Annotated in this window: 14 protein-coding genes; 1 reads left to right on the forward strand and 13 read right to left on the reverse strand. The window is 57.5% G+C overall.

The window, feature by feature from the left end:
• Positions 1-61 precede the first annotated feature (61 nt).
• The 12 genes from mobF to traH form a co-directional block, all read right to left on the reverse strand.
• Positions 62-5,533 carry a MobF family relaxase gene (gene mobF / locus H7K56_RS22300; protein WP_150361402.1) on the reverse strand — a complete coding sequence of 1,824 codons (5,472 nt, stop codon included), beginning with the start codon at positions 5,531-5,533 and terminating at the stop codon, positions 62-64.
• Positions 5,530-8,064 (reverse strand): type IV conjugative transfer system coupling protein TraD, encoded by a 2,535-nt coding sequence (traD, locus tag H7K56_RS22305; protein WP_150361404.1) that lies wholly within the window; start codon positions 8,062-8,064, stop codon positions 5,530-5,532. The genes mobF and traD overlap by 4 nt, the downstream gene beginning before the upstream one ends.
• Positions 8,065-8,164: 100 nt before the next feature.
• Positions 8,165-8,524, reverse strand: a complete 360-nt coding sequence (locus H7K56_RS22310; protein ID WP_150361405.1) for a hypothetical protein — start codon at positions 8,522-8,524, stop codon at positions 8,165-8,167.
• A 321-nt stretch (positions 8,525-8,845) separates the two neighbouring features.
• Positions 8,846-9,145 carry a hypothetical protein gene (locus tag H7K56_RS22315; protein WP_150361406.1) on the reverse strand — a complete coding sequence of 100 codons (300 nt, stop codon included), beginning with the start codon at positions 9,143-9,145 and terminating at the stop codon, positions 8,846-8,848.
• Positions 9,146-9,175: 30 nt separating this feature from the next.
• A complete protein-coding gene (gene traT / locus H7K56_RS22320; RefSeq protein ID WP_141496878.1) occupies positions 9,176-9,907 on the reverse strand; it encodes a complement resistance protein TraT in 732 nt (243 codons plus the stop codon).
• Positions 9,908-10,194: 287 nt separating this feature from the next.
• Complete coding sequence (locus H7K56_RS22325) at positions 10,195-11,463, reverse strand: ISL3-like element ISKpn25 family transposase (RefSeq protein ID WP_150361407.1); 1,269 nt, start codon at positions 11,461-11,463, stop codon at positions 10,195-10,197.
• A gap of 4 nt (positions 11,464-11,467) precedes the next feature.
• Positions 11,468-14,725, reverse strand: coding sequence for a type I restriction endonuclease subunit R (locus H7K56_RS22330; protein WP_150361408.1), 3,258 nt, complete (start codon positions 14,723-14,725; stop codon positions 11,468-11,470).
• The gene (locus H7K56_RS22335) at positions 14,726-16,027 is read right to left on the reverse strand and encodes a restriction endonuclease subunit S (protein WP_150361410.1); all 1,302 of its coding nucleotides are present in this window, start codon (positions 16,025-16,027) and stop codon (positions 14,726-14,728) included.
• Complete coding sequence (locus tag H7K56_RS22340; protein ID WP_150361412.1) at positions 16,024-18,051, reverse strand: type I restriction-modification system subunit M; 2,028 nt, start codon at positions 18,049-18,051, stop codon at positions 16,024-16,026. The genes H7K56_RS22335 and H7K56_RS22340 overlap by 4 nt, the downstream gene beginning before the upstream one ends.
• A 97-nt stretch (positions 18,052-18,148) precedes the next feature.
• On the reverse strand, positions 18,149-18,760 hold the full coding sequence (locus H7K56_RS22345) for a hypothetical protein (RefSeq protein WP_150361414.1): 612 nt from the start codon (positions 18,758-18,760) through the stop codon (positions 18,149-18,151).
• Between the two features lie 15 nt (positions 18,761-18,775).
• Positions 18,776-21,856: a conjugal transfer mating-pair stabilization protein TraG gene (traG, locus tag H7K56_RS22350; RefSeq protein WP_150361415.1), complete on the reverse strand. Its 3,081-nt coding sequence runs from the start codon at positions 21,854-21,856 to the stop codon at positions 18,776-18,778.
• Between the two features lie 62 nt (positions 21,857-21,918).
• The gene (gene traH / locus H7K56_RS22355) at positions 21,919-23,286 is read right to left on the reverse strand and encodes a conjugal transfer pilus assembly protein TraH (protein WP_150361417.1); all 1,368 of its coding nucleotides are present in this window, start codon (positions 23,284-23,286) and stop codon (positions 21,919-21,921) included.
• Positions 23,287-23,426: 140 nt separating this feature from the next.
• Between traH and H7K56_RS22360 the strand changes: the two genes are divergently transcribed.
• The gene (locus H7K56_RS22360) at positions 23,427-24,173 is read left to right on the forward strand and encodes a hypothetical protein (RefSeq protein WP_150361418.1); all 747 of its coding nucleotides are present in this window, start codon (positions 23,427-23,429) and stop codon (positions 24,171-24,173) included.
• Between the two features lie 319 nt (positions 24,174-24,492).
• Here the strand turns inward: H7K56_RS22360 and H7K56_RS22365 are convergent, their stop codons facing one another.
• On the reverse strand, positions 24,493-24,930 hold the full coding sequence (locus H7K56_RS22365; protein ID WP_150361420.1) for a hypothetical protein: 438 nt from the start codon (positions 24,928-24,930) through the stop codon (positions 24,493-24,495).
• Positions 24,931-24,948: the final 18 nt, after the last annotated feature.

Consider the following 24,948-nt stretch of genomic DNA (forward strand, 5'->3'; position numbering starts at 1 on the left):
CTCGCATGCCTGCGCGGAGCAGGCGGAAGGTGAGGCGGCCGCACAGGGCGGGCCGCAGTAATTAACGTTCTTTTTGTATGTTCCGGGACGGTTCGTGAGAAAGTTCGGGCGGCAGGCGCTCGGGCCCCTCGTGCTGAGCCGGCATGCTGATCCCCGCCGCAATCTCTTTGTACGTCCGCGAACCTGCGGCAAGCTCTGTTGCCAGTTCTGATTCTCCTTTTCCTGAAGGCACCGGCTGCTCCCGGCTCTCCTCCGGCATCCTGACCTCCGGATAAGCCTGCCGGCTGCCTTCCAGAACCCGGCCGGCCAGGTCCGTTTCGTCCACGGCAGGCTTCGCGACAGGCTCCACAGGCTGCTCAATGTCAGCCGCCTCCTGTGGAACTGCACGGCTGAGGTCTGCGGCGAGCTTTTCCTCTGCCGCCACGTCTGCCCGCCCGTCTCTGACGCTGAACTGCACCTCCGGCGCGTCCGGCACATCAGGCTGATGCGCGTCCTGCCTGACGAGGTCTCTGATGGTCTCGTCGCCAATGCCGGTGGGTGCCGCCGGCGTGACCGGTTCATCCGGAACAGGCGGCGGGCTCTGCAGGCTTCTGACCGCCTCTTCCACCGCCGCCCCGGCGAGCGGCTCCAGGCCGCCGGAAACCTTCAGCAGCTGCGGAGACGGAGCGGCGTCCCCGGTCTTCAGCAGAATGCCGGACGTCGGGTATTTTCGCGCCGCGCTGAGCGCCTCTTCCAGCGTGGCCACCACAAGTGTTTCTCCGTTCCGGCTTTTCTGTACAAGTGCAGCCTGCGCGCCAGCGGTGACGATACGCCGCTCGGCCCCCCGATCGACGTCACCGCTTCCGGGGCGCAGCGGAACCATTGTCAGGCCCGCCGGTTTACCGTTACCGTCAAACACCGGCAGGGCCAGGTGGGGTTCAGGGAACTTTCGCGTCGGCGGGATGATACGTGCCGTCACGGGGCTGCCGCTGAGGCCGTTTGACCGCAGGTACGCACGGCCAATTGCGGTTTTCGACGCGGCCTGCCCCATCGCCCAGATCCGCCGGGCCTGATCCCGCTCAGGCTCCGGCATAAGCGCGTCATGCGCCGTCGCCGGTCCGTTTTTCCGGACGCCGAGCGTCTCCATCCAGCCGGCTCTGTCATCTGTAACAATCTGGACATGGTCCTTCGCGCGTGAGACGTTGATATAAAACGCCCGCGCGCCGCTCATCCGCTTACGGGCACCTTCCACGCCTTCCAGCGCCAGCGAGTACCGGGCACTGGCACCCTGCGCACCATAGCCGGTGACCGCCCAGCTGTAATCCACGTGCCGGTCTGCCAGCGTTGTCGCCGGGTCGATGACCTTCACCCCGCTGCCGTTACGCAGAACAATCTCACCGTTTTCGCGCAGTTCATCGACGCGGTATTGCTCGTGCGCAGCGTGACCGGCCTGCTTCTGGGTTTTACTCAGGCGGACGCTGTCACCGGTGCGCAGCTCAATTTCACGGTGTTCAAAAACCTCGATTTCCATTGCGTTAAGCTCCTGCGGCGACCAGTAGTGCGTGCGCCCCGCTTCATCCCGCAGGGTGACGTTGCCATTTTCGTGGTCCACGCCGGTAACGTGCAGATACCGCTGGTTTGCCATAACCACCTGACCGGTTTCCCAGTCCTTTATGCGGTTAAAATCGTGCCGCCCGCCATTAATCCGGTCCAGGACAGAGACGGTCCGGGCTTCCCCGCCCAGCTCTTTCGCCACCACCATCGCATTATGGATGCCCTCGTTGATGGCTCTGCGGTCTTCATGCAACTGCACCATGATCACGGTCTGCTCACGCGCCTCATCGGTGCGGCTCATAAAGTCAGCCACAATGCTGGACACCGGGTCTGCTGACTGAACAATTGACCCGCCAGGTACCACCGTACCTGCCCGGCGGGGTACGACGTCTGGCGCGACACTTTCAATCTTTCTCAGCGCCGCTGCGGAATCATTACCGATGATGCTGTAAACCGCAGATTTCAGCGCCGTATCACGCTGGCGTACGATTTCCTTCATCACCGCGACGTCGATCGGGCTCCGCTCCTGCATCAGCTGGAACGGCGCGCCGCTCTCAGGCGACTGCAGCTGCGCAATGTCCCCCACCGCCACGGCACGGCCGTTGCCGGCAGCGATTGCGCGGTACGCCGCCGCGGTGTCCTGGTTACCGATCATGGAAGACTCATCGATAAGAAACAGCATATTGTCGTAGCGGACGTCCTCACCGGCGGCGCTGCGCGTCTGCCAGTCCAGTACAAACGACTTAAGCGTCTGTGCATCAATGCCCGTCCCCGCCATCTCTTTTACCGCCCGGTGAGTCGGCCCCAGCCCGACGATAACCGGACGCACGTCAGCCGGCAGGGTATCAATAGCCGCCTTTACCGCATTAAACTGGGTGGTTTTACCGACGCCCGCATACCCCTGCACGGCCGTAAAGCGGTCCGGACTCTTCAGAATAAGCGAGGTGGCCTCTTTCTGCCCCTGCGTCAGGCCTGACAGGAGAGCCGGATCGACCTGTGCCATCAGCGGAACCTGTGTGTTTTTACCCCGATCGATTTCACCGAGGATGGCTTTTTCCATCTCCCATGTGGACCGCGCAACGAAGTGGGGCCCGCCGCTGGTCTGTACCCCGATGAGATCACCTTCCTTGACCTGCCGGGTAATTTCATTTTCGATGAGCTTCAGGTCACCACAGAACGTCAGCGCCTCATCAAGCAGTTTTGTCCGGGAGAAAGCGACCTCCCGCATCTGCGCGACGCCGCGCGTAACGGCTTTCTGCGCGTCAGAGAGCAGCTGCGTACTGAGCGTGTCTATGGCCTCACTGGCGTCTTCCTTCCCGCTGGCCTGACGGACCAGAGACAGCGGGGAGCGTGTTGAGCGCAGGCGGCCGAGCTTCTCTTCCGCCCGGCTCAGGGCTTCGCCGGTAAATATTTCGGCCTCATGGCCAGACTGCGCCAGCGCGTTAATCATGTTGACCGACAGATCCTGAGCCCCGAGGCTGGCCAGCACGGTACCGTGCTCGTTGTCCCGGCTTCCGGGGGCACTGACGTAGCCGTATGTAACGTAAAGCGGATTTGCCGGGTCGATACGCAGCGGCTTTTTCTGCCCCTCCCGCTGCACGACAAGTGCGCCATTCTCAACGGACGTGACGGTGAGGCGATCACGTGCCTTCAGCCCGGCGTTTTTGTCGCCGGCAAGCGCAAACAGCCGCTCCCCCGCAGCAACCTCCAGCTGAGACTGTGTAAACAGGCGCCAGTCACCGGAAAGTGCGCTGAGCTTTACACGGGACAGTACACCATCCCCGTCAATCAGGGAGAGCATGCGGGTTTCATCATGTACGCGGTCAATGACGTAGTGACGCGTTTCATTTCTCTCCGACCTGTCTTCCAGCACCATACCGGCGCGGTAGGTCTGAGGGAGGCGACGCTCTTTTGCTGTCATATACACCGGCGTGCGCGCCACAATGCTGACCGGCGCCTCCCCCAGTCGTCCGGCATCTTTCAGCGCATTCCGGATGACACCGGTCAGCTGGGCCTGCTCACGCGGACCGGCCACAACCGCCGTCACGGGGCCGTCTGCGGGGTCCATTCCGGCAAAACGCTCTGCGAGTGCACGATAGCGCTCGCGCTTGTCCTGAATGCTGGTCACGCGGACCTCAATACCGTCAGACGGTGCGTTCAGGCTCTGACGTTCTACCCCCGCTGCGGTCAGTACGGACAGTGCGTTCGCGTTTGACTGCCGTCCGGCACTGTCCAGAAACAGCAGCTGCGCGTTCTGCAGCTGAGCCTCTCCGGTCAGCACCAGCATTTCCTTCAGGCTGAGCTTTTCCGCACTTTCCACGATGACCGTACTCTGGGGAGCAAGGCTGAAGGTGCCATCAAGCATACGGCTGCGGTGGAGAAGCCGGTCTTTGAGCGCCGGTGATTTGGCAAAGCTGAGTGCGCGCTCGGCTGAACTGGTCAGTACACTGACCTCACGCCCCTGTTCACGTGACATTGTCACCAGTTCTTCTGTTACCGCACGCAGACGGCCGACTGAGGCCGGTGCGCTGATGATAACGGCGGGCGCCCGGGCCACGTGCTCAAGGTGCCCGGGAACCGGACTGCCGGTGAGGCTGAAACTGACCACCCAGTTCTCTTTCAGAATATCCGCCGCCAGCGACTGCACCGACAGCTCATCCAGCAGGTGAATGTGCGAGGTAAATACGCCCTTATCACCGTCGAGAGGCACTAGCAGGTTGTCATGAATCGCCTGATCCAGCGCCCTGCGCAGGTCCGGAATGCTGTTCTGCAGTTCACCGGCGTTGTGTGCGGTCAGCAGGATGTCCCCATAGGTAAACCGCGTTTTGTTGTCGCTCAGCACGGAAATGGCGGTGCGGACCGCCTCCATCGCCTGCACTGGCGCGTCCTGCACCTCACCGGCATCAGGCCGGGATTTTTCACGCTCGCGGGCTTCATTCATGACGCCCTGAAGATCAAAACCGACGTCGTCCATCTGCCGCTGCCAGCGATCACGCAGACGGGCCCGTCCGTCTGCGGTTTCCGGCTTATCGATCGGTTCTTCCTGCTCCCGGACTGCAGATTTTAACGTCGCCTCAGTGCCTGCTTCAGGGACTCTGTCAGACGCATTCACAGCCAGCTCTGGTGAGGCGGGCGGTTCCTGACGGGTGCGTAACGGTACCGTTTCGTCTGCGCCATACTGACTGATATCCTGCTTGCGCTGGCGCGTATCCAGCGCTGCCACGTCGCGGCTTTTCAGCGAAGCGTCTTCGCCTGCGCGCGCATGAATTTCACGATGGCGCGATGAGAATTCGTCCAGCACCTCCCCGGTAAAGCCCTTTATTTCCCACAGGTCGTGCCGGCCGCCGGTGGGCAACGTTTCATACCCAATCTCCTCCGCCTTACCTTTCAGCAGGTTGCGGTAAATTTTGCCGTACGTTATCTGGTTGCGGTACACCGTTTCGATGAAGCCGGCGCCGTGGATCGCATCGGTAGCCAGCGCTTTCCACTTCCCGTCCAGCTCCGTCACGTTGGCCACCACTGCGTGAGTATGGATCTGCGGGTCGAGGTTACGCGAAGTGTCGTGCGTGAACAGCGCAGCGACCATTTTGCCGGTTGGCGTGATGCGCGTGACGCCGTCCTTCGTGTCGCGCGAGCTCACCATCTGTTCCATGATGGCCAGCGTTTCTTTCACCGCATCGTGGTGCGCCTCCAGCAGGCGTTTATCGCCGCCGGCGAGGATCAGCATTGAGACGCTCTTGGGTGCCGAGAAGGTAAAGTCATGACCGGGGCGGTGCACGTGTGCACCCTGAACGTCCTTACCCAGTACCACACCGTTGGGGAGGCTGCCGTGCAGAATTCCGGTGAACGTATCGAGATCGACCGGGCCTTCCAGCCCCAGCTCGCGCGCGCCCTCTCCCAGCCACTGGGTGGGCATGTCGTCCAGAAAGTAATAGTTATCCTTGCTGCTGTAGTAGCCGGCAGCGTCGGCGGCAGAGGCCACCGGAGCAACGGTCATCATCGTTCATATCCTCCCGGGTCCAGGCTGTCACTCATCTCCTGGTACGCCGCGTAGTCGTCGCGGTGTTGCAGGATGTTTTTTTCGTCGTCGGCCATACGCTCGTTGGCGTCGCCGTGCTGTACGGCGCGCTCCTCCTCACGCTGCTGTTCGGTCTTATGCGGGCTGATGTGCCGCACGGTCAGCCGGCCCCCGTCGTCTTTCTCCATCTGCATGTGCAGTTCGGGGGCTTCACCCGCGGGGGCTTCGCTGTCGGTTTCTGCATTACCTGATGTGCTGTTCTGGAGCCTTCTCATCCTCTCCAGTGGAGAAAGCGGCGAACCCGCCTCTTTCCTGGCCGGTGCCGGCGTGGAAACAACCCTGATGGTTTCCGACGGTGCTGTGGCGGTATCGGCCTCCGGGACAATGGCAGGTGTGGATGATTCAGCCGGAACCGTAGTGACGCGCGGAACTACTTCACGGCGCGGGAACGGTCGCACGTTAGAAGACCCTGACGATGCGCTTATGTCGGGGGCAGGCGTAGCGGGAACAGCAGGCTGGCCCGGTGCGACAGACGGTCTCGCCTCCTGCACGGCGGCCGCCTCCGGTTTCGTCGCGGGGGCGTCAGCTTTTACCGGCGCGGCGGACGGTGAGACAGCCGCAGGTTTAACCGGTGCGGGCGCGGAAGCGCGGTCATCCCCTTCCAGCAATTCATCTCCGGTCGGGAACGAAATGTCCGCCGCCCGCGCGCTGCGCTCGTTGCTTTCGATGATGCGCTCGAGTTCGGGACTCAGCCGGTCGCGGAAGTCGCGCTCCATCAGCGCAGGGTGATACTTCTTCTGTTTGCGGTACTTCAGGCTCAGTTTCACCACCGGGTATTCGCCCGGCAGGCGCACGTAAAAGCGCAGGTTGGGCATCTTCATGATCTGGTCGTAGTCCACGATGGGCTCGTTGACCTTGTCCCTGCTGATGGAGATACCGTCCCGCACCTGGTCGAGGCCATAGCTGTTCTGCTCGCGCGCCTCGCGCCGGCGCTGATGGCCCAGCTCCTCTTCCACCATTTTGGCCACCTCGGCGCTCGGCGAGCGGCCGTAGGCGCGGGTGTTGAGCAGGTCCAGGATGGCTTTGGCCATCTCGCGGCCGTAGATGTGCACCAGCTGCGGGATGTTCTGGATCCCCAGCACGAAGCAGCCGCCGAACTTGCGCGCTTCGGCCAGCGTTTCACTGAACTCCGGTATCTTCTGCAGGCTGGCAATCTCATCGCCGACGAACCACACGCGCCGGTCGCTGTTCTCCCCCATGCTCTGCAGCAGCAGGGTGGCCAGCGACAGCCACATCGATATCAGCGGGCGCACCGCCTTGCGGTGGCGGGCTGTGGTGGAGATAAACAGCCAGCTGCTGTCGTACTGCGCGTCGGTCATCCACTCTCGGATGCTGAACTCCGGTTTGCCCTCTTTATCCAGACCCTGCAGGTAGCGCAGCGACTTGGCGTAGTTGGTCAGCACCGAGCGGATGGAGATGGCGGTTTTCTCGATTTTTTCCTCGACCAGGTTGGCCGACGGGGTGTTTCTGAGAAACTCGCGCAGGCTTTTCAGGTCGATCGAGAGGCAGGTCTTCAGGAACGTCTCGATGCTGCGATCGGGGCGTGAGGCAAACTGCATGGCCGTGTCGCTGAAGATGGTGCGCGACGAAGACACCCAGAACGGGTCGGAGTCGCCCTCCACCGGCATCAGCGCCGCCGTCATGTTCTCGTAGTCCACCACGTCGCGCGCCTCGCGCCACAGCACCCAGTTTTTACAGCGGCTGTCGTGCGCGTTCAGGATTTTGTCCAGCCGCTCGTCGTAGTGCGTCTCGATAAAGGTGCCGCCGGAGTCGTATATGATCGCGCGGTCGCCGCGCCGGCGGATATAGTCCAGCAGCCAGCGGATGAGCGTGGACTTGCCGACGCCGATGGTGCCGTGGATCAGAAAGTTCATGACCTCGGCGTTCTTCACCATGTTCAGGCCGCCAATCTGCAGATCGGACTTCTCGCCGGCCTTTTTCAGCAGCCGGTTCACCTCCTTCGGCTTATCGGTGAGCGTCATACCCGAGATAAACTCGTCCTCGCTCTCCTTTCTGCCAATGCGCCCCACGTACCAGTAGACCACGCACAGCAGAACGGCGAAGGCCGCGCCGCAGGCGGCGGCACAGACCCGCAGGCTCTGCAGGACGATGGCCCCCTGCTGCTGCATCCACGGGTCAGTCAGCAGCTGCGCCAGCGTCAGTTTCGCCGTACACAGCCGGGCACCGGTGCCACAGTGCCAGGTCACGTCCCAGGTCGCCGCCCCGGACGGATTTATCAGAGGCACAAAACCGCTGAACAGGCTGGCGCACCCGTACCAGAAGCCGTTGCGCAGCGCATCCTCCGGCGTGACCAGCCAGAACGCGGCGCCCGTAACCAGAAGGTAGAAAAGCAGTATCCAGCCGCTGATCCAGCCGTTGACCTGCGCAAACATGCGCAGGCGGTAGGCCGTCATCTGGCCACCCCGGGTGAGGTTTTTAGGGGTAAAACTCATGGAAGACTCCGGAAAGCGCGCAGGCGCAGCCCGCCCGGGGAAAGCGGGCAGGCTGTTGCAGGGAGAGAAAGTGGCTGAGGGGCCGTACGGGCCCCGGAGATTATTTCAGGGTGCGCAGTGCGGGCGTGCGGTTATGTCCCGTGCGGCGCATTAGCCAGTGACCAGCCATCAGGGGGAGACCGCAGGCAAGGAACAGCAGGTTCCAGCAGGCGAGCGTCAGGGCAGACAGCACACCGCCGGCCGTCAGCACCAGTAAAACCAGCAGCGCAGTGATAACGCCCGGCGGCATCATATTGCCCTGCATCGTGCGGGTGGCAAGGTCATACGCGTAGAGCTGGCTGTGGGTCATGAGGGTTCTGACGATGTCAGGCCCGAACTGCCACAGCACGAGGGCGCTCCAGGCAAAAAACAGGGTAGTCCAGACAATAAGGGTGCGTGCCGCACCGTTGAATGTGAGCATGGGGGTTTCCTTCAGGAAGTTAAGAACAGGGGTTAAATACAGCCGTTACAACGCTATTCCCGACGCGCGCGAAGCGCAGGAGTAATACGTCAGGGAAATCAGAGCCACGCTCCCGCCACCCCGTGCATCAGGGGGGAAAGCGTAAAAGGGGATCCCGTGAGGGAGGAGGACAGCACCCGTGGTGGTGGTGCTGTCCCGGTGTCCGCTGCCCGGGGGCACAGACGGGGGGCGGCAGGCGCCCCGTTGTCAGGAGAGTGTTCTCATTTCTCCTTAAGGCGCGTGCCGCCGGTTCTCACCGGTCGTTAAGTAATACCAGGTAATTCAGCGGCCTGCAAGCTTCAGAATGCGTTTTATGGCAGCCTGCAGCACGGCGGTCAGGACCAGCCCGCACGCCCCCATACTGATGATATAAAGCAACATCGCCGCCAGCATGAACAGGCAGAACTCTCCCGTTCCCGCCCCACCCGGCGCGGCATCGAGCAACCTGAGCCCGTCCACAAAACGCCAGGGGAGCCAGCTGTCCGTTACGTTCACGAGCAGCAGGGTGATGATGGCGGCTGTCAGCATCAGATTCAGGAAGCCGGGCAGTGAAGACGCCAGTCGTTCAATTTTTCTGCGCATGGCGCCTCCCGCATCTGTCAGCTGACTGAATTACATGATCCCGGCAACGGACTTCGCCAGCTGCGCTTCCAGCACCGGCTTCGCCTCTTCAAACTTCAGGTTGACCTTGTTCGCGTTTGACACCACGCGGGTCTGGTATTTCATGCGGTTGCCCTCTTCGCTGCTGGTCTGCAGCTTGATGCCGGAAGTGCCCTGACGCAGCGCCGCCACGTTGTCCGTGGTTACGGCAGTTTTGCTGCGTTCAGAAATCTGCAGATCAGTCACCATAGTGTAATTAATATCCTCTACCAGTGCGTCTGCAGCCATACCCGCGAGCCCGGCCGCCAGGCCGACGCCGAGGATAGCACCACCGGAAGAACTGTTGTAGGCGGTGATCCCGCTGCCCAGCGCCGCACCCATTACGCCCCCTTCGTAGCCGGAGGACAGGAAGCCCTGTGCCTGACGCAGATCCATCTTCTCGGCCTTCAGAACGTTGGCCTGAATCCAGTAGTACGCAGCGTCAGGATTTGACGTCACGGTATAGCCTTTTGCTCGCAGATCCTGCGCCAGCATCGGCTCCAGATCGCTCATGTCCTTGTCGGAGGTGTTGCGAACCTGCAGGTAAACAGTCTTCTGGCTGGACGGCTCAAGCCAGACGGTCTGACTCATCTGGGTTTTGACATCGAGGTTGCGTTTTTTGATGGCGGTGCTCATGGCACCACAGCCGGAAAGCATCAGGGAGGCAGCGGCAATCGCCGCCACGAAGGCGTTACGGTATTTCATAGACGTATCCTTGTTAAATGGAAAAAACGGGACAGGCGCGCCCCGGGGCACGCTGTTTTATACAGGGATTTGGAGAGAAACCCTTCCGTCAGAGTGCCGGAAGGGGTATCGGCAGGAGCCGCGCGAACTTAAATCTTTTGGCTATTTGCATTCAAGGGTTGGAATTCATCCATTCTTACCCTTGATTCTTAGTCGGACAAAAAGCTGCTTCTGGTTGGATTTTTCTGTTTTCACCACCCTGCGAAAATCTAACATTGGTTGGATTCTCAGACGCGCCCTCTCTCGCGTTAATCCAACTCTCCACCTTCTGCCTGCTTCAACAATGTCGGAATGTGCGGTCCATACTCGACCTTGCCTCGTCCTGCTCGAATACCACTGCCAACCTTGCGGGCTTCTTTGGAGTACAACGTCTTTGCACGGATGATCTCATAGCTATAACCTCGACCTAACCGGTTGGACATCTTGATCAAGCCGTTGAGCCCTTCGGTATAGCCATTGGTGATTGAGAACGGCGCATCCCAGTAGGCAAAGATGTCGTCGTAATGGTTGTGTACCGTTTTTACAAGTTTTTTGAAAGGCTCCATGCCATAAGGCGGCAGGCTGTTCTCCCAAGCCTCAAAGGCGTTCTGAGCGCTCTGCTTGTCGGGTTCGTCGTAGATGCAGAAGAAGGCTTCCTTGAAGTCATAGGCCATGGCAAGTGCTGGGATCGCCTGCTTTACAACCTCCAGCGCCTTTTGCTCTGCGGGCGTTAAGTTGCCGGGTCGCTTCAGGGTGAGCCAGCGAATGGACTTTTTGACGTAAATGCGATCTGCTTTGCTTAACTGTGCCTGATAGTTCTTGCGCTCCGTCTCCAGGGCTTCAGAGGCCATCTTGACGACATGGAACTTGTCGATTACCAGTTTGGCGTTAGGGAGATACTGAGCAAAGGAACGCTTGAAGGGGCGCCACATATCCGTACAGACCCATTCCACCTTGTCAGCATCCGGCAAATCCTTGAAGAAGGGCTTCAAATGCTCTTGAGTACGATGCTCCAACATATCAAAGACGTTGTTGGTTGCCAGATTGGTGATTACACAGCGATACCCTCCGGCCAGGTTCACTTCGTCAATACCCATGATGACCGGGGTTTCGTAACGAACGGTTTGGGAGAGTTCCTCAATGAGATCGTGAGCGATGTTCTTGACGGTGTTCACCGCCACACCGGTTTGCTCGGCTAAAGCATGGAAGGTGGTTCCCAGGCACTGTTGCCGAATAATATCGACCAGCCGTTTGGTGGCTCGGCGTTTGTCATCCAGAAAACTCAACTCCGGCATGGACATTTTTCCGCACGACTCACAGCGAAAGCGCGGGCGCTGAACTTCAAGGCGGACGGGCTCCATGTACAACGGCGTGTCCATGAACTTGTTTTTGCGCGTACCATGTCTGTGCACAGGGATGTTGCAGTCCCCACATAACGGCACCTCGACCGTTACCGGCTCAGCAACTATCACAAGGCACTTTCCTTCGTGGCGCATATCGACCGGCTTGATGCCTGGCAGATTCAGCAGGTCAAGCATCGGCTTAATCCATACCCAGATCGATGTCTTTGCCTTCGCGCAGCAGGTCATACACCATATCAACCAATGCGGTCATGCCCTGACGGTCAGACTTGAGCACTTGGGTTGCCAGCTTCTGATGACTGGACAAAGCACGAACAACCGCTTGCTGCACAGCACCAGGGAGGTTGCCTTTCATAGCCTGCTCACGGGTGTTGCTTTCCACCTGAGCCATGACGACATCGCTTTCACCGGTAATCGCTGAAATCTGATTAACGAAAGCCACCTGATCCTGGATCGGCGTCGCCTCACCAAACAGGCTGTTGAGCCTCTCGATAATCTCTTTGACGAATTTCGGCTTGTCGCCTGCCGCGCCACCACCGCCTGCACCTGCTGGTTGCAATACCGGGGTTTTGCCTTCGTCTTCTACGTCATCGGGTCGAGCATTGATGTCAAAGCCAGTAAGCACAAGGCCTGTCAAGTCCACGGTCTCCGGTGCGTCGTGCTGAAGGCGCTTTTGCAGCAGCTTGGCGAAAGCGGCAAAGTTCTCCAACTCCGGGTCGCCAAAATCAATCAGTTGGGCGATATAGGAATAGGTACGGCAGAAGCGCCCCAAGTCCGACTTGAAGCCCATCAGCGCCTTGATTTGCTCGGCATACTCATCCTGGTGGTGATCGGCAGACTTCATGCCCGCCTCATCACCCTTGGCGCGGGCCTTCTCAAACGCTGCTTCCCAGGTTGCCATGCCATCGCGTAACATTTTCATCTTGTCGTTATACAAGGCCGTCGCTCCAGCTGTAGCGGCATACAGCGCCTTGTGCTGTGGCGATTTAGTATGGATGATGTCACGTATGGTCTTGAAGCGGGCTTCTTTGAACACGGCCAAGTCCTTCTCGTCGTACAGGCCGTGCTCGTCCAGTCGCTCCTTGATCTCGTAGACCACATTGAGGTCTTGCACTTCGCCGATGTGAGCGCCCTTGTCATAGGTGGCAAAGGCCTTGCGCACGTTCTCTGGATCGTTCACGAAGTCGATGATAAAGACTTCATCCTTCCCAGGTGCCGTCCGGTTCAGGCGGGCGAAGGTCTGCACAATCTCCACATGGTTGGCGATTTTCTTGTCCACATACATGGCGACCAGTTTGGGCTGGTCAAAGCCAGTCTGGAACTTGTCGGCCACCAACATCACTCGGTATTCCGGGCGGTCAAAGGCAAAGCGCAAATCCTGCCCGTGGACATCTGGGTTCATACTCTGCTCGGTGAACTCCTCGTTCTCATCGACGATAAACACATCATCCTTGAACTCGCTGTCATCTTGGTGCATCACCTGCTTACCGGTCATCTTGCCGGAGAAGGCCACCAGTGAATGAATAAAGCCGTACTCGCTGTGCTGCTCGATATAGCGGTCAAACGCCTTCTTGTAGCGAATGGCAGCGGCACGGGAGCTGGTCACGACCATCGCCTTGGCCTTGCCATCCAGCCGGTGGGCGACGTTTTTGGTGAAGTGCTCAACGATAAACTGTACCTTCTGGGTCACATTGGTGGGATGCAATGACATCCACTGTGCCAGGGCGCGTTTGGCGGCCTTGCCGCTTACCCGCTTGCTGTCTTCAAGCTGCTTGGAAAGGTTGAAGGCCGTTTTGTAGGGCACATAGCCGTTCAACACATCGAGAATGAATTTCTCCTCAATGGCTTGGCGCATGGTGTACAGGTGGAAGGCTTGCGGCGGGTTATCGTCCGAGATCGGTTGGCTTGGATCTGTCGGGCGACCAAACAGCATCAAAGTGGAGTGCTTGGGCGTGCCGGTAAAGGCGAAGTAGCTGATATTGTCCGGGCGGGCGCGAGACTTTTGCAGTTGCTCCAGTAGTTCATCCACCGTCATGGTGGACATCTTGCCTTGTCCGCTCATCCCCAGCGCGGCTTGCAGCTTAGCGGCGGTAGAGCCAGTCTGCGAGTTATGCGCCTCATCAATGATCACAGCAAAGTTTTTCCCTTTCAGGGCCTTGTCAGTGATGATGGCTTCCATCGCGTAGGGGAAGGTCTGGATCGTGACTACCACAATCGGCGTGCCAGACAACAAGGCATCCGAGAGCTGCTTGCTCTTGGACTTGGATGACTTCTGCCGGTCAATGGCGGCGATCACCCCAAACTGATGGTCAATCTGCTTCACAGCGTCCTGAAGCTGGCCGTCCAGCACATTACGGTCGGTGACAATGATCACGCTGTTAAATACCGCGTCGCCGTTATCTTCGCGCAGTTTCACCAAGTCATGGGCCGTCCAGGAAATGGTGCTGGTCTTGCCGGAACCTGCGCTGTGGTCACACAGGTAGGTCATGCCTGCGCCATTTTCGCGAGCATCGGCCAGCATCTGGTTCACTGCCGTCCATTGGTGAAAGCGCGGGAAAATCAGTGTTTCTTTCTTCGACCAGTTGCCCTGAATATCCACCACGTCCTTTTTCTCGACGTAGACAAAGCTATGGAAAATCCGCAGCCAGGCATCCGGCTGGCAGACCGCCTCCCAGAAGTAGGCTACCGGGTATTCCTGGGTACCATCGGCCTTAATCTCACCTGGCGGGTTACCCGCATGTACCGTGCCGCTTTCATCCTTGCGCCCCTTATTGAACGGCAGGAAAAAGGTGTTTTCTCCATCCAGCTTGGTCGCCATCATGATTTCAGAGTCGGACATGGCGAAATGTACCACCGCCCCACGCTTGAAGGTCAGCAATGGCTCTCGGCGTTTGGTCTGGGCGTCATACGGCAGGCGATCATTGCGGTACTGATCCATAGCCGCTTCGCAGGACTGGGTGAAGTCGGTCTTCAGTTCGACGGTTGCCACCGGCAGACCGTTGATAAACAGCACTAGATCAATGGCAAATTCACGGGCCGGGTGATACTTGAGCTCCGGCACCACGCGCAGGATATTGGCCTGGTAGCGCTCAATGACTGCTGCATTGCGCTTGTCTTCCGGTGCGGCCTCGGTCATCTCGATCAGGCCGCAACCGGCAATGGAAAAGCCCTGGCGCAACACCTGCATGGTGCCTTGTTTCTCCAGTGCTTTATCCAAGCGATCCATCAGCACTTCAAGAGTTTTGGCCCCGTTGAGCCGTTCCAGCTTGTCCCATTTTTCCTGCTGGCCGCTGGTTTTAATCCAGCTTTCCAGGTCTTCGGGGTACACCGCCCGCTCTGTGTCGTAGAACTTGGAATCACCCAGCTTCCAGCCCTCATCTACCAACCGGTCGATGATGTATTGCTGGAAGTGTTTTTCCTGATGTGCTGCTGATTGCATTTATTGTCTTCCTCGCAAATCAATCTGGCCGGTGACAGCGGCGGTGATAAAGGCCGAGCGGCGCTCTTTGAGTAGGGTAATACTTTGCTCTGCCTTGCCGATCAACGCATCAATACGGGCGGTTTCGCTGTCAAGGGTGGCCGCGATGGTGGCTTGTTCGTCAGTATCGGGAAGCCCGATAGTAAATGACTCAAACAGATCCGTTGGAACTCGCTTTAAACCCCCAGTGCCTCTCATCTCAGATTTGGCAATTGTTCTGAACTGCTCTTCTTGCAGACGGTAGTAAAGAAACCGGTTATGTCCCTTTCCATTTACCCGAAGAACATTGATTTCTGTAGAGCCAAACCCAATACCGTTAACCAGACCATTGGCTACCGCTATGTTTCCATTCTCAAAGCAAGGCGTTACCTTGGCGATTAGAATATCGCCATCGCAGAAATAGCTATATCCACCATACACTTCATGAATAGGACGAGTTTCATCGAGTGTTACAGCATTGTTTCTCAGCTTTTCCATAGGGAGAAATGTGCAAAGAGAATCCTTTTCCTCGCTTAAGGTCGATTTTCTGGGATTCAATGCGGAAATACGCTTAATCTGCGCAATCTTCCAATGCTCCGGCACCAGCCCAATCCATTCAACGCCGGAATCTTTCATCTTCACGTTGGGGTCTAGCCCCTTGGTGACCGCATGTGTAATCAGCGCCTGGCGCTTTTCCTTCAGAAGCTCAATAAAGCGGGTTTTCTTCTCGACAAGCGCATCAATACGGGCGGTTTCGCGGTCGAGGGTGGTTAGTATTTGCGCTTGCTCAGGCTGATCTGGGTATACAACTTCAATTGAACCGATATGCTCCCAATCTGCACGAGGCATTTTGGCTCCCTCGCATCCTAACTCTATTTGATGCGTTACATCAGGAGTTAAAAGCCATTCTTGCAGCCATCTGGGTTCTGTTTTTTCAGCCCTCAGAACCAAAAATTCTGTTGAGCAGCACCCTGCCATCTCTGAAATAATGGCTTTTCGCAAATATGGACGCAGCTTACCGTACAGGACATCCCCTTCAGAAAAGATGCCTACAGTTGAATCTTCTGATTGACGAGAGCTTCCATTCGTTGGCTTGTACTGCCCTGATCCTGCTTCTACATCCTCAAGTCCGATATAAATGGTATCAGTAGATACATCATTTCGTCGTTCATTGCGCAATGACGCCAGTCGCTTGACTCTCGCTACCTTCCAATGCTCAGGCACCTGCCCAATCCACTCAATACCGGAATCCTTGTACGCGGGATATGCTCTGTACTGGCTCATTCGCTGGCCACCTCCGCCAGTAGCGCGGCAATCTCGGCTTCTACTTGCTTCAGGTCTTCATCAATATCTTGCAGCTTGCGCGGCGGCTGGTACTGGTAGAAGAAGCGGTTGAAGTTGATCTCGTAGCCAACGCGGCCCAATTGACCATCCCTGGCATCGGTAAAGCTCTCATCCATCCAGGCATCCGGCACATGAGGAAGCACTTCGCGAGCAAAGTAGTCGTCGATGTCCTCCAGATAGGGGACGTTCTCGTAATCAGTTAAATCTGTGTCTGGCACCAGCTCGCCGTTGGAATCCGTGACTGGCTCGGCTTTCGGGTCTTTGTGACCAAAGGCGTTGATCAGCGCGATGATCAATGTTTTGCTGGATTTGACCTTGAGCTGCTTGGCTTCGTCGGACTTGATAGAGTTCCTAACAAAGGTTTCTGCCCAGCTATAGGGCTGCGTTTGCCCGATCAACGGCTTGAGGGCTTCGCGCCAGAATGTCTGATGCGCGTCAGAGAGCTTTTCCCAGGCAGCTTCGGCTTCCAGCCTCTCCATGCCCACCTTATCCAGCTCCAGGGTCATACGCAGCGGGCGCAGGACCTTGATACGGCGGTATCCAAAGGTACGGTAGTCCAGCATCCGGGAAAGCGCACCGGTTTCGCCTGCGGCGTAAATGTCCAGAATCTGGCGGCGCTGCTCATCGCTGACAATACGGCGCTTGTTGCCCTCGTTGCGGATTGGAGCCCACAGGTCGGTGGCGTTGATCAACTGCACCTTGCCTTTGCGCTCCTGCGGCTTCTTGTTGGACAGAATCCACAGGTAGGTGGCGATATTGGTGCGGAAGAACAGATCCGTTGGCAGAGCTACAATGGCTTCAATCAGGTCGTCTTCCAGCAACCAACGGCGTATTTCCGATTCGCCAGACGCGGCACCGCCGTTAAACAGTGGCGAACCCGACAGCACGATAGCGGCGCGGCCACCGCCGTTGATCGGCAGTTCTAGCTTGCTCGCCAGGTGCATCAAAAACAGCATGGAGCCATCGCTAATTTTCGGCAGGCCCGGACCAAACCGGCCCCGCTCGCCTTTTTTGTGTTCCGCTTCGACGGCAGTTTTGTCCTTCTCCCATTTCTTGCCGAAAGGCGGATTGGACAGGCAGTAGTGGAAACGCTCACCGGCAAACTGGTCGTTGGACAGCGTGCTGCCCTGACGAATGTTCTTCGACAGATCTCGGCCAGGGTCGGACTCCAAACGGCGGATCAGCATACCGGCCACACAAACCGCATGGGTTTCCGGCTCCAACTCCTGCCCGTGCGGCACCAGCACTGGCGGGATCTTGTCGCGGTTACCATAGTCGCCCACATGGTTCATTGCATCGGTGAGGAAGCCACCCGTGCCACAGGTCGGGTCATACAGAGTACGAATCAAACCGGGGCTGGCCTCAAACAGGGCATCATCCGGGTCAAGTAGTAATGCGGTCGCCAGGTGAACGATGTCGCGCGGCGTCATGAAGTCCTCGGCCCCTTCATTGACCTCGGCACCAAAGCGGCGAATTAGGTGTTCGTAGATGTTACTCATCACCCGATCCGGAACCACGTCCGGGTGCAGGTCGATCTTGGCGAAGTTCTGGCAAATCTTGTACAGCAAGCCCGCTTTCTCCAGCCGGATCACCGTATTGCCAAACTCAAACTCCTCGAAGATAGCGCGGGCGTTATCCGAAAACAGGGCGATGTAGTCTTCCAGATTGCGGCGCGTCTTGGTGCTACCAAGGGTGCCGAGGGAGTATTCAGAGGTGTTGTAGAAGGGGTATTCAGCGGTTGAGCGCAGAATGGTATCCAGCTCAACATCGGCATCCTTGAAAGCGTCAAGCGCTTCTCTCACCGCCTCGCGGGTCGGCTCCAGCGCACACTCCAGGCGGCGCAGCAAGGTAAACGGCAAAATGATCTTGCCAAAGTCCGTATGCTTGAAGTCCCCCCAAAGGTCTTCCGCATTCTTCCAAATAAAGTCAGCCTGTGAAGCTGCCGATCCCGTAAATTCGTTCATTCTGGACTCCAACCACTTTTTGCACAGAACGGTACTGTAGTCAATTTGCGAATGTCAACCAGGTTTTGCACAAAAGGGGATGGATTTCAATTCTTGACTAAATTTGCGCTCCTACCTCAGAATGCAAATAGCCAATCTTTTTAACGAGTCTGGCGAATTTATTCATCGCGCCGGCAATGCCATAGCGAGTTAATTCTGCGCTAATCACCATCTGAATGACTATCATAGACGCCACGAAAAAAAATGCTCCAATTACAATAAATTCAGGCCTAAAAAGAACGCTCATAAGCGCGATCATAAAATTTATAACCAAGGATCCGATAGCAAGTCGGCTAATCAGCTTCTTAATCCGACTGATCACTAAAGAGCTATTACGTATTTCTTCATCAAAGGAAAGATATACCAAGGCTGAATTATAAAGAGATGCGCCAACACCTAATGCCATCAATATAATTACACCTGTAAATGATATCTCGATGTCCATTTTTTGAGTGAAGTCCACACTATTCCCAAAAAGGTCCTGCTCCGGAGTGAAGTTGTATGCCATCCAGAGCAGTGCCAGTACGTACCCTGAGACGCAGCCGACAGGCCACGTCATACTCAGTTTTAAAGCAGCAGCAGGCGAAACAAGTGGACGGTTTTTGTCTTCCAGATTCTGTACCAGCATATTCACGTCATTACTGATGTCATTGCGCGTCATGGTAGCCATCGTTAAATTCCTGTATCAGTTGCCGGTTCGTCTGCGGAGTTCCTGCAGCTTCTCCTCAAACTCTTTATTTTCAGGTGTGTGCGTCCATAGTTTCTGTTTGCCCTGCTCCGTTACAAAGCCTCTGGCAAACTGCCCCTGCCCCTTATCATGTTCTCCTTTCAGTATATCACTGGACGTCTGAACAGTGGTTTTATTTTCGGCGATTTTCCCGTCATTATCCCTGACAGTTTCCATCAGGCCAGATCTTTGTGCTGCGACCCTGTCTGCCACATTACTCTGAATGCCGGCACCCGAGGCCTCTTCACTTACGCGTTGCGACCCGCTGTGGAAATTATCGGTCATGGTCTGAGACGGGGCGTCTGCCGGAACACTGAGGTGACGTTCCTGGTCATGTACGTCCGCTGCCGTTACGCGGCGGATTCCGCTGTGCGGTGCCTGCGATTCACCCGCCAGTACGTCACGGCCGTTCTGCTGTTCGCTGCTCTCCGCCCCCCCAGAACGCTCTGTTGAAAGTCCAGACTGATGCTCACGAATGCCGCCCTGACTGCCGCTTCCGGCGTATCCCCCTGCGGGCAGCGGGGCACCGGCACCCGGCGCATCCGGCGAACGGGTGGGCTGCAGCGGCTCACTATTCACCTGGTCACTGCGTGTTGCATAATTCCGCATGATTTCCGGCTCAAGCCGCTCGTGCATAAACTCGGTAGCCGCACCCTGCGCGCTCCGGACGTTGGTCAGTATGTTCTGCGCGTCGCTGCCGTACTTCGCGGTGGTCCAGTCCACGAACTCCTGGTTGTAGTTGGCATCCAGGCTCGCGCTCTGCGTCTGCGACAGCGTGGCCATACGGCTGAACTCCTGGCTGCGCGTGCTGCTTTCGGTGTACTGATGGTACTGACTTTTTGCGTCGTTAAGCGTCGCCGCGAACTGTTGTGCCAGTGAGTTCGACTGGTTGTCCGTGTGGCTGCCCGACTCGCTCAGGCGGGTCGACGTCACCATGTCCACACCCTGACGGAAATCACGCACATACTGGCTGTTCTTGTCCTGACGAAGGTCTGTGCCGGCTGAATGCGAGTCCTGTACCCCATGCTGATCGCTTAAGCTCCCCTTCTTTTCAGCTCCGAGATGCGCTTCACCACTGACCCCAACAGCCCATTCACCGGCTTTGCCCCAGAGCGTTTTGCTCGAATCAAACTTACCACTTACCCCAGCATTTACAGATTGATCTACTGCAGCATTAGACAGCCGACTGTAAGCTTCCTGCTGGGAGATATGGTTGGCTTTCGCATACCCCTCCACGGCAGACTGCATCTGGCTTGTGCCTTTTGAAATGTTCGTGGCCACGCTGTTGTCGCTGCCCTGGGTCACGCTGTCGCTGTTGCCGCTCTGCTGCGTCAGCTGGTTCAGCTGCTGGAAGCCGCTGGTCACGCTGTGGTTATAGCCATCCAGCGAGCTCTGCGCCTGCTGCTCCGCCTGCCGCGCCTGCTCGGAAAACCCGCTGCTGGCCAGCGAGCTCAGCCGCATGCTCACCGGCAGATTGGATATCGCCTGGCTGGTATCCACCACCGTGTGGCCGTCCGCCGTCTGCGTCATCATCGCATTGTTGCCGGTCTGGACGCTCTGCGACCCCGAACGGCGGAGCATGTTGGTGTCAAACTTGTTGGCGCTGACGTTGTCCATCGACATGTTGTTAAACGACCAGTTGCCGTCCGCCGTGGTGGACGCCTGCCCGCCGGTGGTAAACGCCGCCGAACTGATGACGCTGCCCGCCACCTGCGAGGCGATGGCCCCGGCCCCTTTGGTCAGATAGAACGACAGCACCGGGATAGAGGCGCTCAGGTAGCCCGCAATGTTGGCCGCGTCCGAGTGCTGCAGCGCCACCTGGTCCTGGTTAGACAGCACCAGCGCCGTCGTCCCGGTTTTGGTCTGCAGGTAGAAGTTGGCCAGCGAGTTGAGGATGGCGTACATCACCGGCCACATCTGGAAGTACAGGAAGCCACCCGCGTAGATCTTCAGCGTGTTCAGACCGAAAATCGTGTGATTCACCAGCGCCAACGCGATCACCATCGGGAACAGCGCAATCAGTATCAGCATCAGCAGCGACTGGAACATCGGCAGCATACGGCCCATGATGGTACCAAACGAGGCCCAGCTCAGGCGCTGCTTGGTCAGGCTGGACTCCGTGGCCAGGTTCACCAGGTTCGCGGTATCCGACGAGCGCGCAGCAAACCCCTTCCAGCCGTCGCGGATGGCCGCGTTGGTGATGTTGTTGCGCATAATCTGCGAGGCGCTGAGCCCGCCCGCGTAAAAGAAGTTGTAGCTCTCGTCCATCGCGTTGCCGAGCAGGCTGTCGGCGCTCACCCGGCTGCCGAACACGCGCGTGGCAAGCTTATGCCATGTGGTGCCGCCGATGCGCACGTCCGCCCCGATAAGGTTTTTGATGACCGCCGCCGCCTGCTGGCAGGTAATGAACTGCCGGCCGCCGCCGGTGTCCTGATACAGGCCGCGCAGCGGGCTCGGATTGTCGGTGATCAGCGTCAGCGGATCGGTACTGTTGAGCAGCTGCGACACGGTGTACTTGTTGTTGAGCAGGATGTCGCCCACCACGCAGTTCTCGACGTAGTCGGTCAGCATCTGCGCCAGCTGCGGGTTCTGCGAACGGAAGTCCGTGGTCTGCGCCACCACCTGCGAGCCGAACAGCATGCCCGACTTCGTGTAGGTCAGCGAGTCCGGGCGGGCAAAGGTGTAGTCATAAAGCTGCGCCACCCCGAACCCCGCCCCGGTAGACAGGCCCGCAATCATGGCCAGCCCCGCCGGCACGTTGTCCACCTCGTACACCGCCGCCGGGTCGGTGATGTCGTGGATCTGCACGCTGCGCTTCGGTACCAGCAACGCGGAGGTGATGAACATGAATACCGCCAGCCAGTACAGAAACACCATCGGGTTGCGGGTTTTCACAAACGACACCACCACGCCCAGCACGCCAAACAGGCCGACGATGCGCAGCAGGGTGGTAAAGGTGCCGGCGCCGATGACGGTGACGACGCCGTTGAACACCTGCCGCCACATGTCACCGCCGTAAATGGTCCAGACTTCAGTCATGACGGATACCCCGCTGAGAATTGCCCTGCCAGGACGCTGCGATCATGTCCGGCACCATAGAATCAGTCATTGCCGGTCCCCCACTGATAGTTGCCCTGATAGGACGTTGAGATAATGGTCGATACCTGCTGCTGCAGGTACTGCATGTTGCGATCGATACCGTCCAGCGCGTTCTGGTCGGCGGTCGACTGCAGCTTCATCTGCGCCAGCAGGGAGGTCGCGGTCTGCACGTTGTTGCGCAGCTCGCCGGCGGCCTGTTCCGGGAAGTTTTTACCCGCCAGCGACTGACTCGCCTGCTTCACCAGCTCCTGCAGGTACTGGATCATCATGTCCTGCGCGATGAAGTCCGCGACCTGAATAAGGTAGGTCGGGCTCATGCCCATGCTGCGTGAGTTGGTCAGGTACTTGAGCACCGGCACCGAGGTGGTGTTGATAAAGCCCTTTTCCCTGTCTGACAGGCCGGTGTCGGCGCTGAGCTTGCTGTCGATGGAAATCATGATGTTGCGGACCTGCGTCACCAGCGCCACATCGCTGCTGACCGTTACATCTGCAGGCATGGGCCCGAGGCACAGATCCTGCTCGTCGCAGCTGTATATTTTTGCGGTACCGCCGCGCATCAGGACATTGATGATGTCGCGGTTATCGACCAGCGGGGTCAGGATGGTGACCTGCCCGTCCTTGTTGAAGATGATGGAGCCCACCACGCTCATCACCAGCTCCTTCAGCTGACGGTTGCCGTCGAACAGGTGGTTGCGGCCCAGCGCGTCCCAGATGAGGTTTTTGTTTTTCAGCACCTGGTCTTTGTCTTTGTCAGACGCCCTGCTGGTGACGCTGTCACCCTGCCCGCCCACCGTGCAGCCCTGACGCGACGACGCCCAGTCAGAGAAAATGTTGCTCTCGCCGGCAATGTCCTGGCAGATTTTCTGATTGGACACCTGCGACACCGGCCAGAGGCCGCCGATGATGCCCTGCGCTGCCTGACAGGAGCTCATGTTCATGGAGTTCACGTCCGAGGCCAGCTTCTGCAGGAAGTCTTTTGCCTGCTTGAGCTCCGGCACCATCGTCTGCAGCGCGAGGTCAAAGGCGTAGCCGGCGGCGTTACTCATAATCTGCTTCACGAACCGCTGCAGCTCGGCGCCGTTGATAAAGGAAAACGCCCCGAGGTAGGCATCGATGCCGCCGCAGCCCGCGTTCAGCGAGGGCACCTGCATCGAGATGAGCTGCACCTGTTTGACGGGGTTACGCAGATAAACCGAACCGCCGGTGAAGTAGCCCGCGGCCTGCCCCTGCCACGCCTGCGCTTTTGAGACGTTGCCGTCAAAGCCGAGGCTGCCAAAGTAGCCGTTGAGGTCGCCCTGCACGTCGGCCAGCGCAGGTGCGCTAATGAACAGTGCCACAGTGGTGGAAAGAAGGAACTGCCTGAGTTTCATGTAGTGACGCTCCGTAACAGGATATGATGTCTGATTGATTTAACGGCTCAGATAAAATCAACAGACAGCCAGCCGATAACAGGGATAAAGGGCCCATGCTTTACGTGGACTGTCGTTTTTAAGGGAATGAGGAACTGTGAGTGAAAACAAAATACGAGATGCTTATTCTCGCCATCCTGATGGTATGTGCGTTTAGCTATGTGTTTGTCTGCAACTGGTATGACACTGATTACAAAGACAGAAAACATGAGCAGCCTGCGCGTTCACGTGCAGATATCTCAGGCAGCTATGATCCTGAACTTCTGACTCATCGTCTGATTAACTTCGACAGGTGGGCTGGAATTGCGTCAGAAAAAAAAGCAAACCTGGCATTTGGTAACACGCAGGACTGGCTCAGCGATGTTGAAAAACATTGTGATACAGCACTCAGCAATAAGGATTATCTTGCCTGTGCAAACCGTCTGCTGGGCAGGCATTTTTATTACTCATCTGCGCAGGCCGTATCAGACGGCTGGGCCGGACATTACTCAGACTGCGACCTGAACGCTTATCTGTTAATCGATGCCATGCACGCGGCAGGCCGCGAGGCTGAAATTGTGTATGCCCCGCATCATGCTTTCATCTCGTACAGAGATGAAAATACACATGAGCCGCTGTACTGGGAAACAACCAGTCAGTACAACACAGGGCAGGCTGCTGACCTCAGACTGGATTTTTACCGTAAATCGCCCAGCCGTTTTTATTACACGCCTGAATCCGCCGCCTATGCCGAAAACATTTATCCGGCACTGGTCATCGACAAGATCCCATCTGAAGAGAGACGCAAAGCGTTGTTGATCAGCCTTCTGCAGCAGTTTCCGGACCACCCTGCAGTTCAGGACGCCTAGTATGAGCAAAAATCTGTCATTACACGTGACGATGCACTGTCGCTGATTTCTGAACTGAAGACCGACATTACCTCCGTATCAAAAAGAATGCTGCTCATCAGATATTTCAGCAACCACCTTGAGGAAGGTAAAGCTCAACAGCTGCTCAATGAAATTTCAGATGAAGACTGCAATAACGCCTGTCTGAAGCTGAAAAGTCAGCGCTCTGTAATATACCGTTTAGCAGGATGGAGTCTTGAGAGGCTGGACGCGTTAAATATCAGGCTGTCCCTGAGTGTTTTTTTCATCAGTATCAGGGATTCACTGATATTGTGCGGCATCATTCTGCTGGCTTACGGAACAAACAAACTATTCCAAAAATGCTCCATAAGAATATGTAAGAGAGATAATCGCCTTCCGCCACAATAGCAGGATACCCCCGCTGGTAAAAAATCCGGAATGCCGCAACCAGGCTGGCTGCCGCAATGAAACCATAGCGTCTCAGCCAGCCTGAAAGCGTCGGAAGCACGCCGTAACTCTTACAGTCCAGCCAGAGGCACCACAACGGGATTTGCGCCAAAAGCCAACCCGAAAGGCTGAGCATTCTGACGTCCATCAGGAAACGTGCAACCTGGGGCGGTGGCAGTGGAGGCTCTGCAACCGCACTGAAAAGAAACAGCCAGCCGGTCACCCCGGCCCACATCACAGCACAAAAGAGTGCGAACCTCTCTGCGCAGGTTGCAAATTTGCTTCTGCAGGCTCTGTTCTCTGTCTTCATAATTTGTTCCTGTTGGCT

Origin of the sequence: Pantoea dispersa (genome assembly GCF_014155765.1) — a bacterium.
GTDB classification, from domain to species: Bacteria; Pseudomonadota; Gammaproteobacteria; order Enterobacterales; family Enterobacteriaceae; genus Pantoea; species Pantoea dispersa.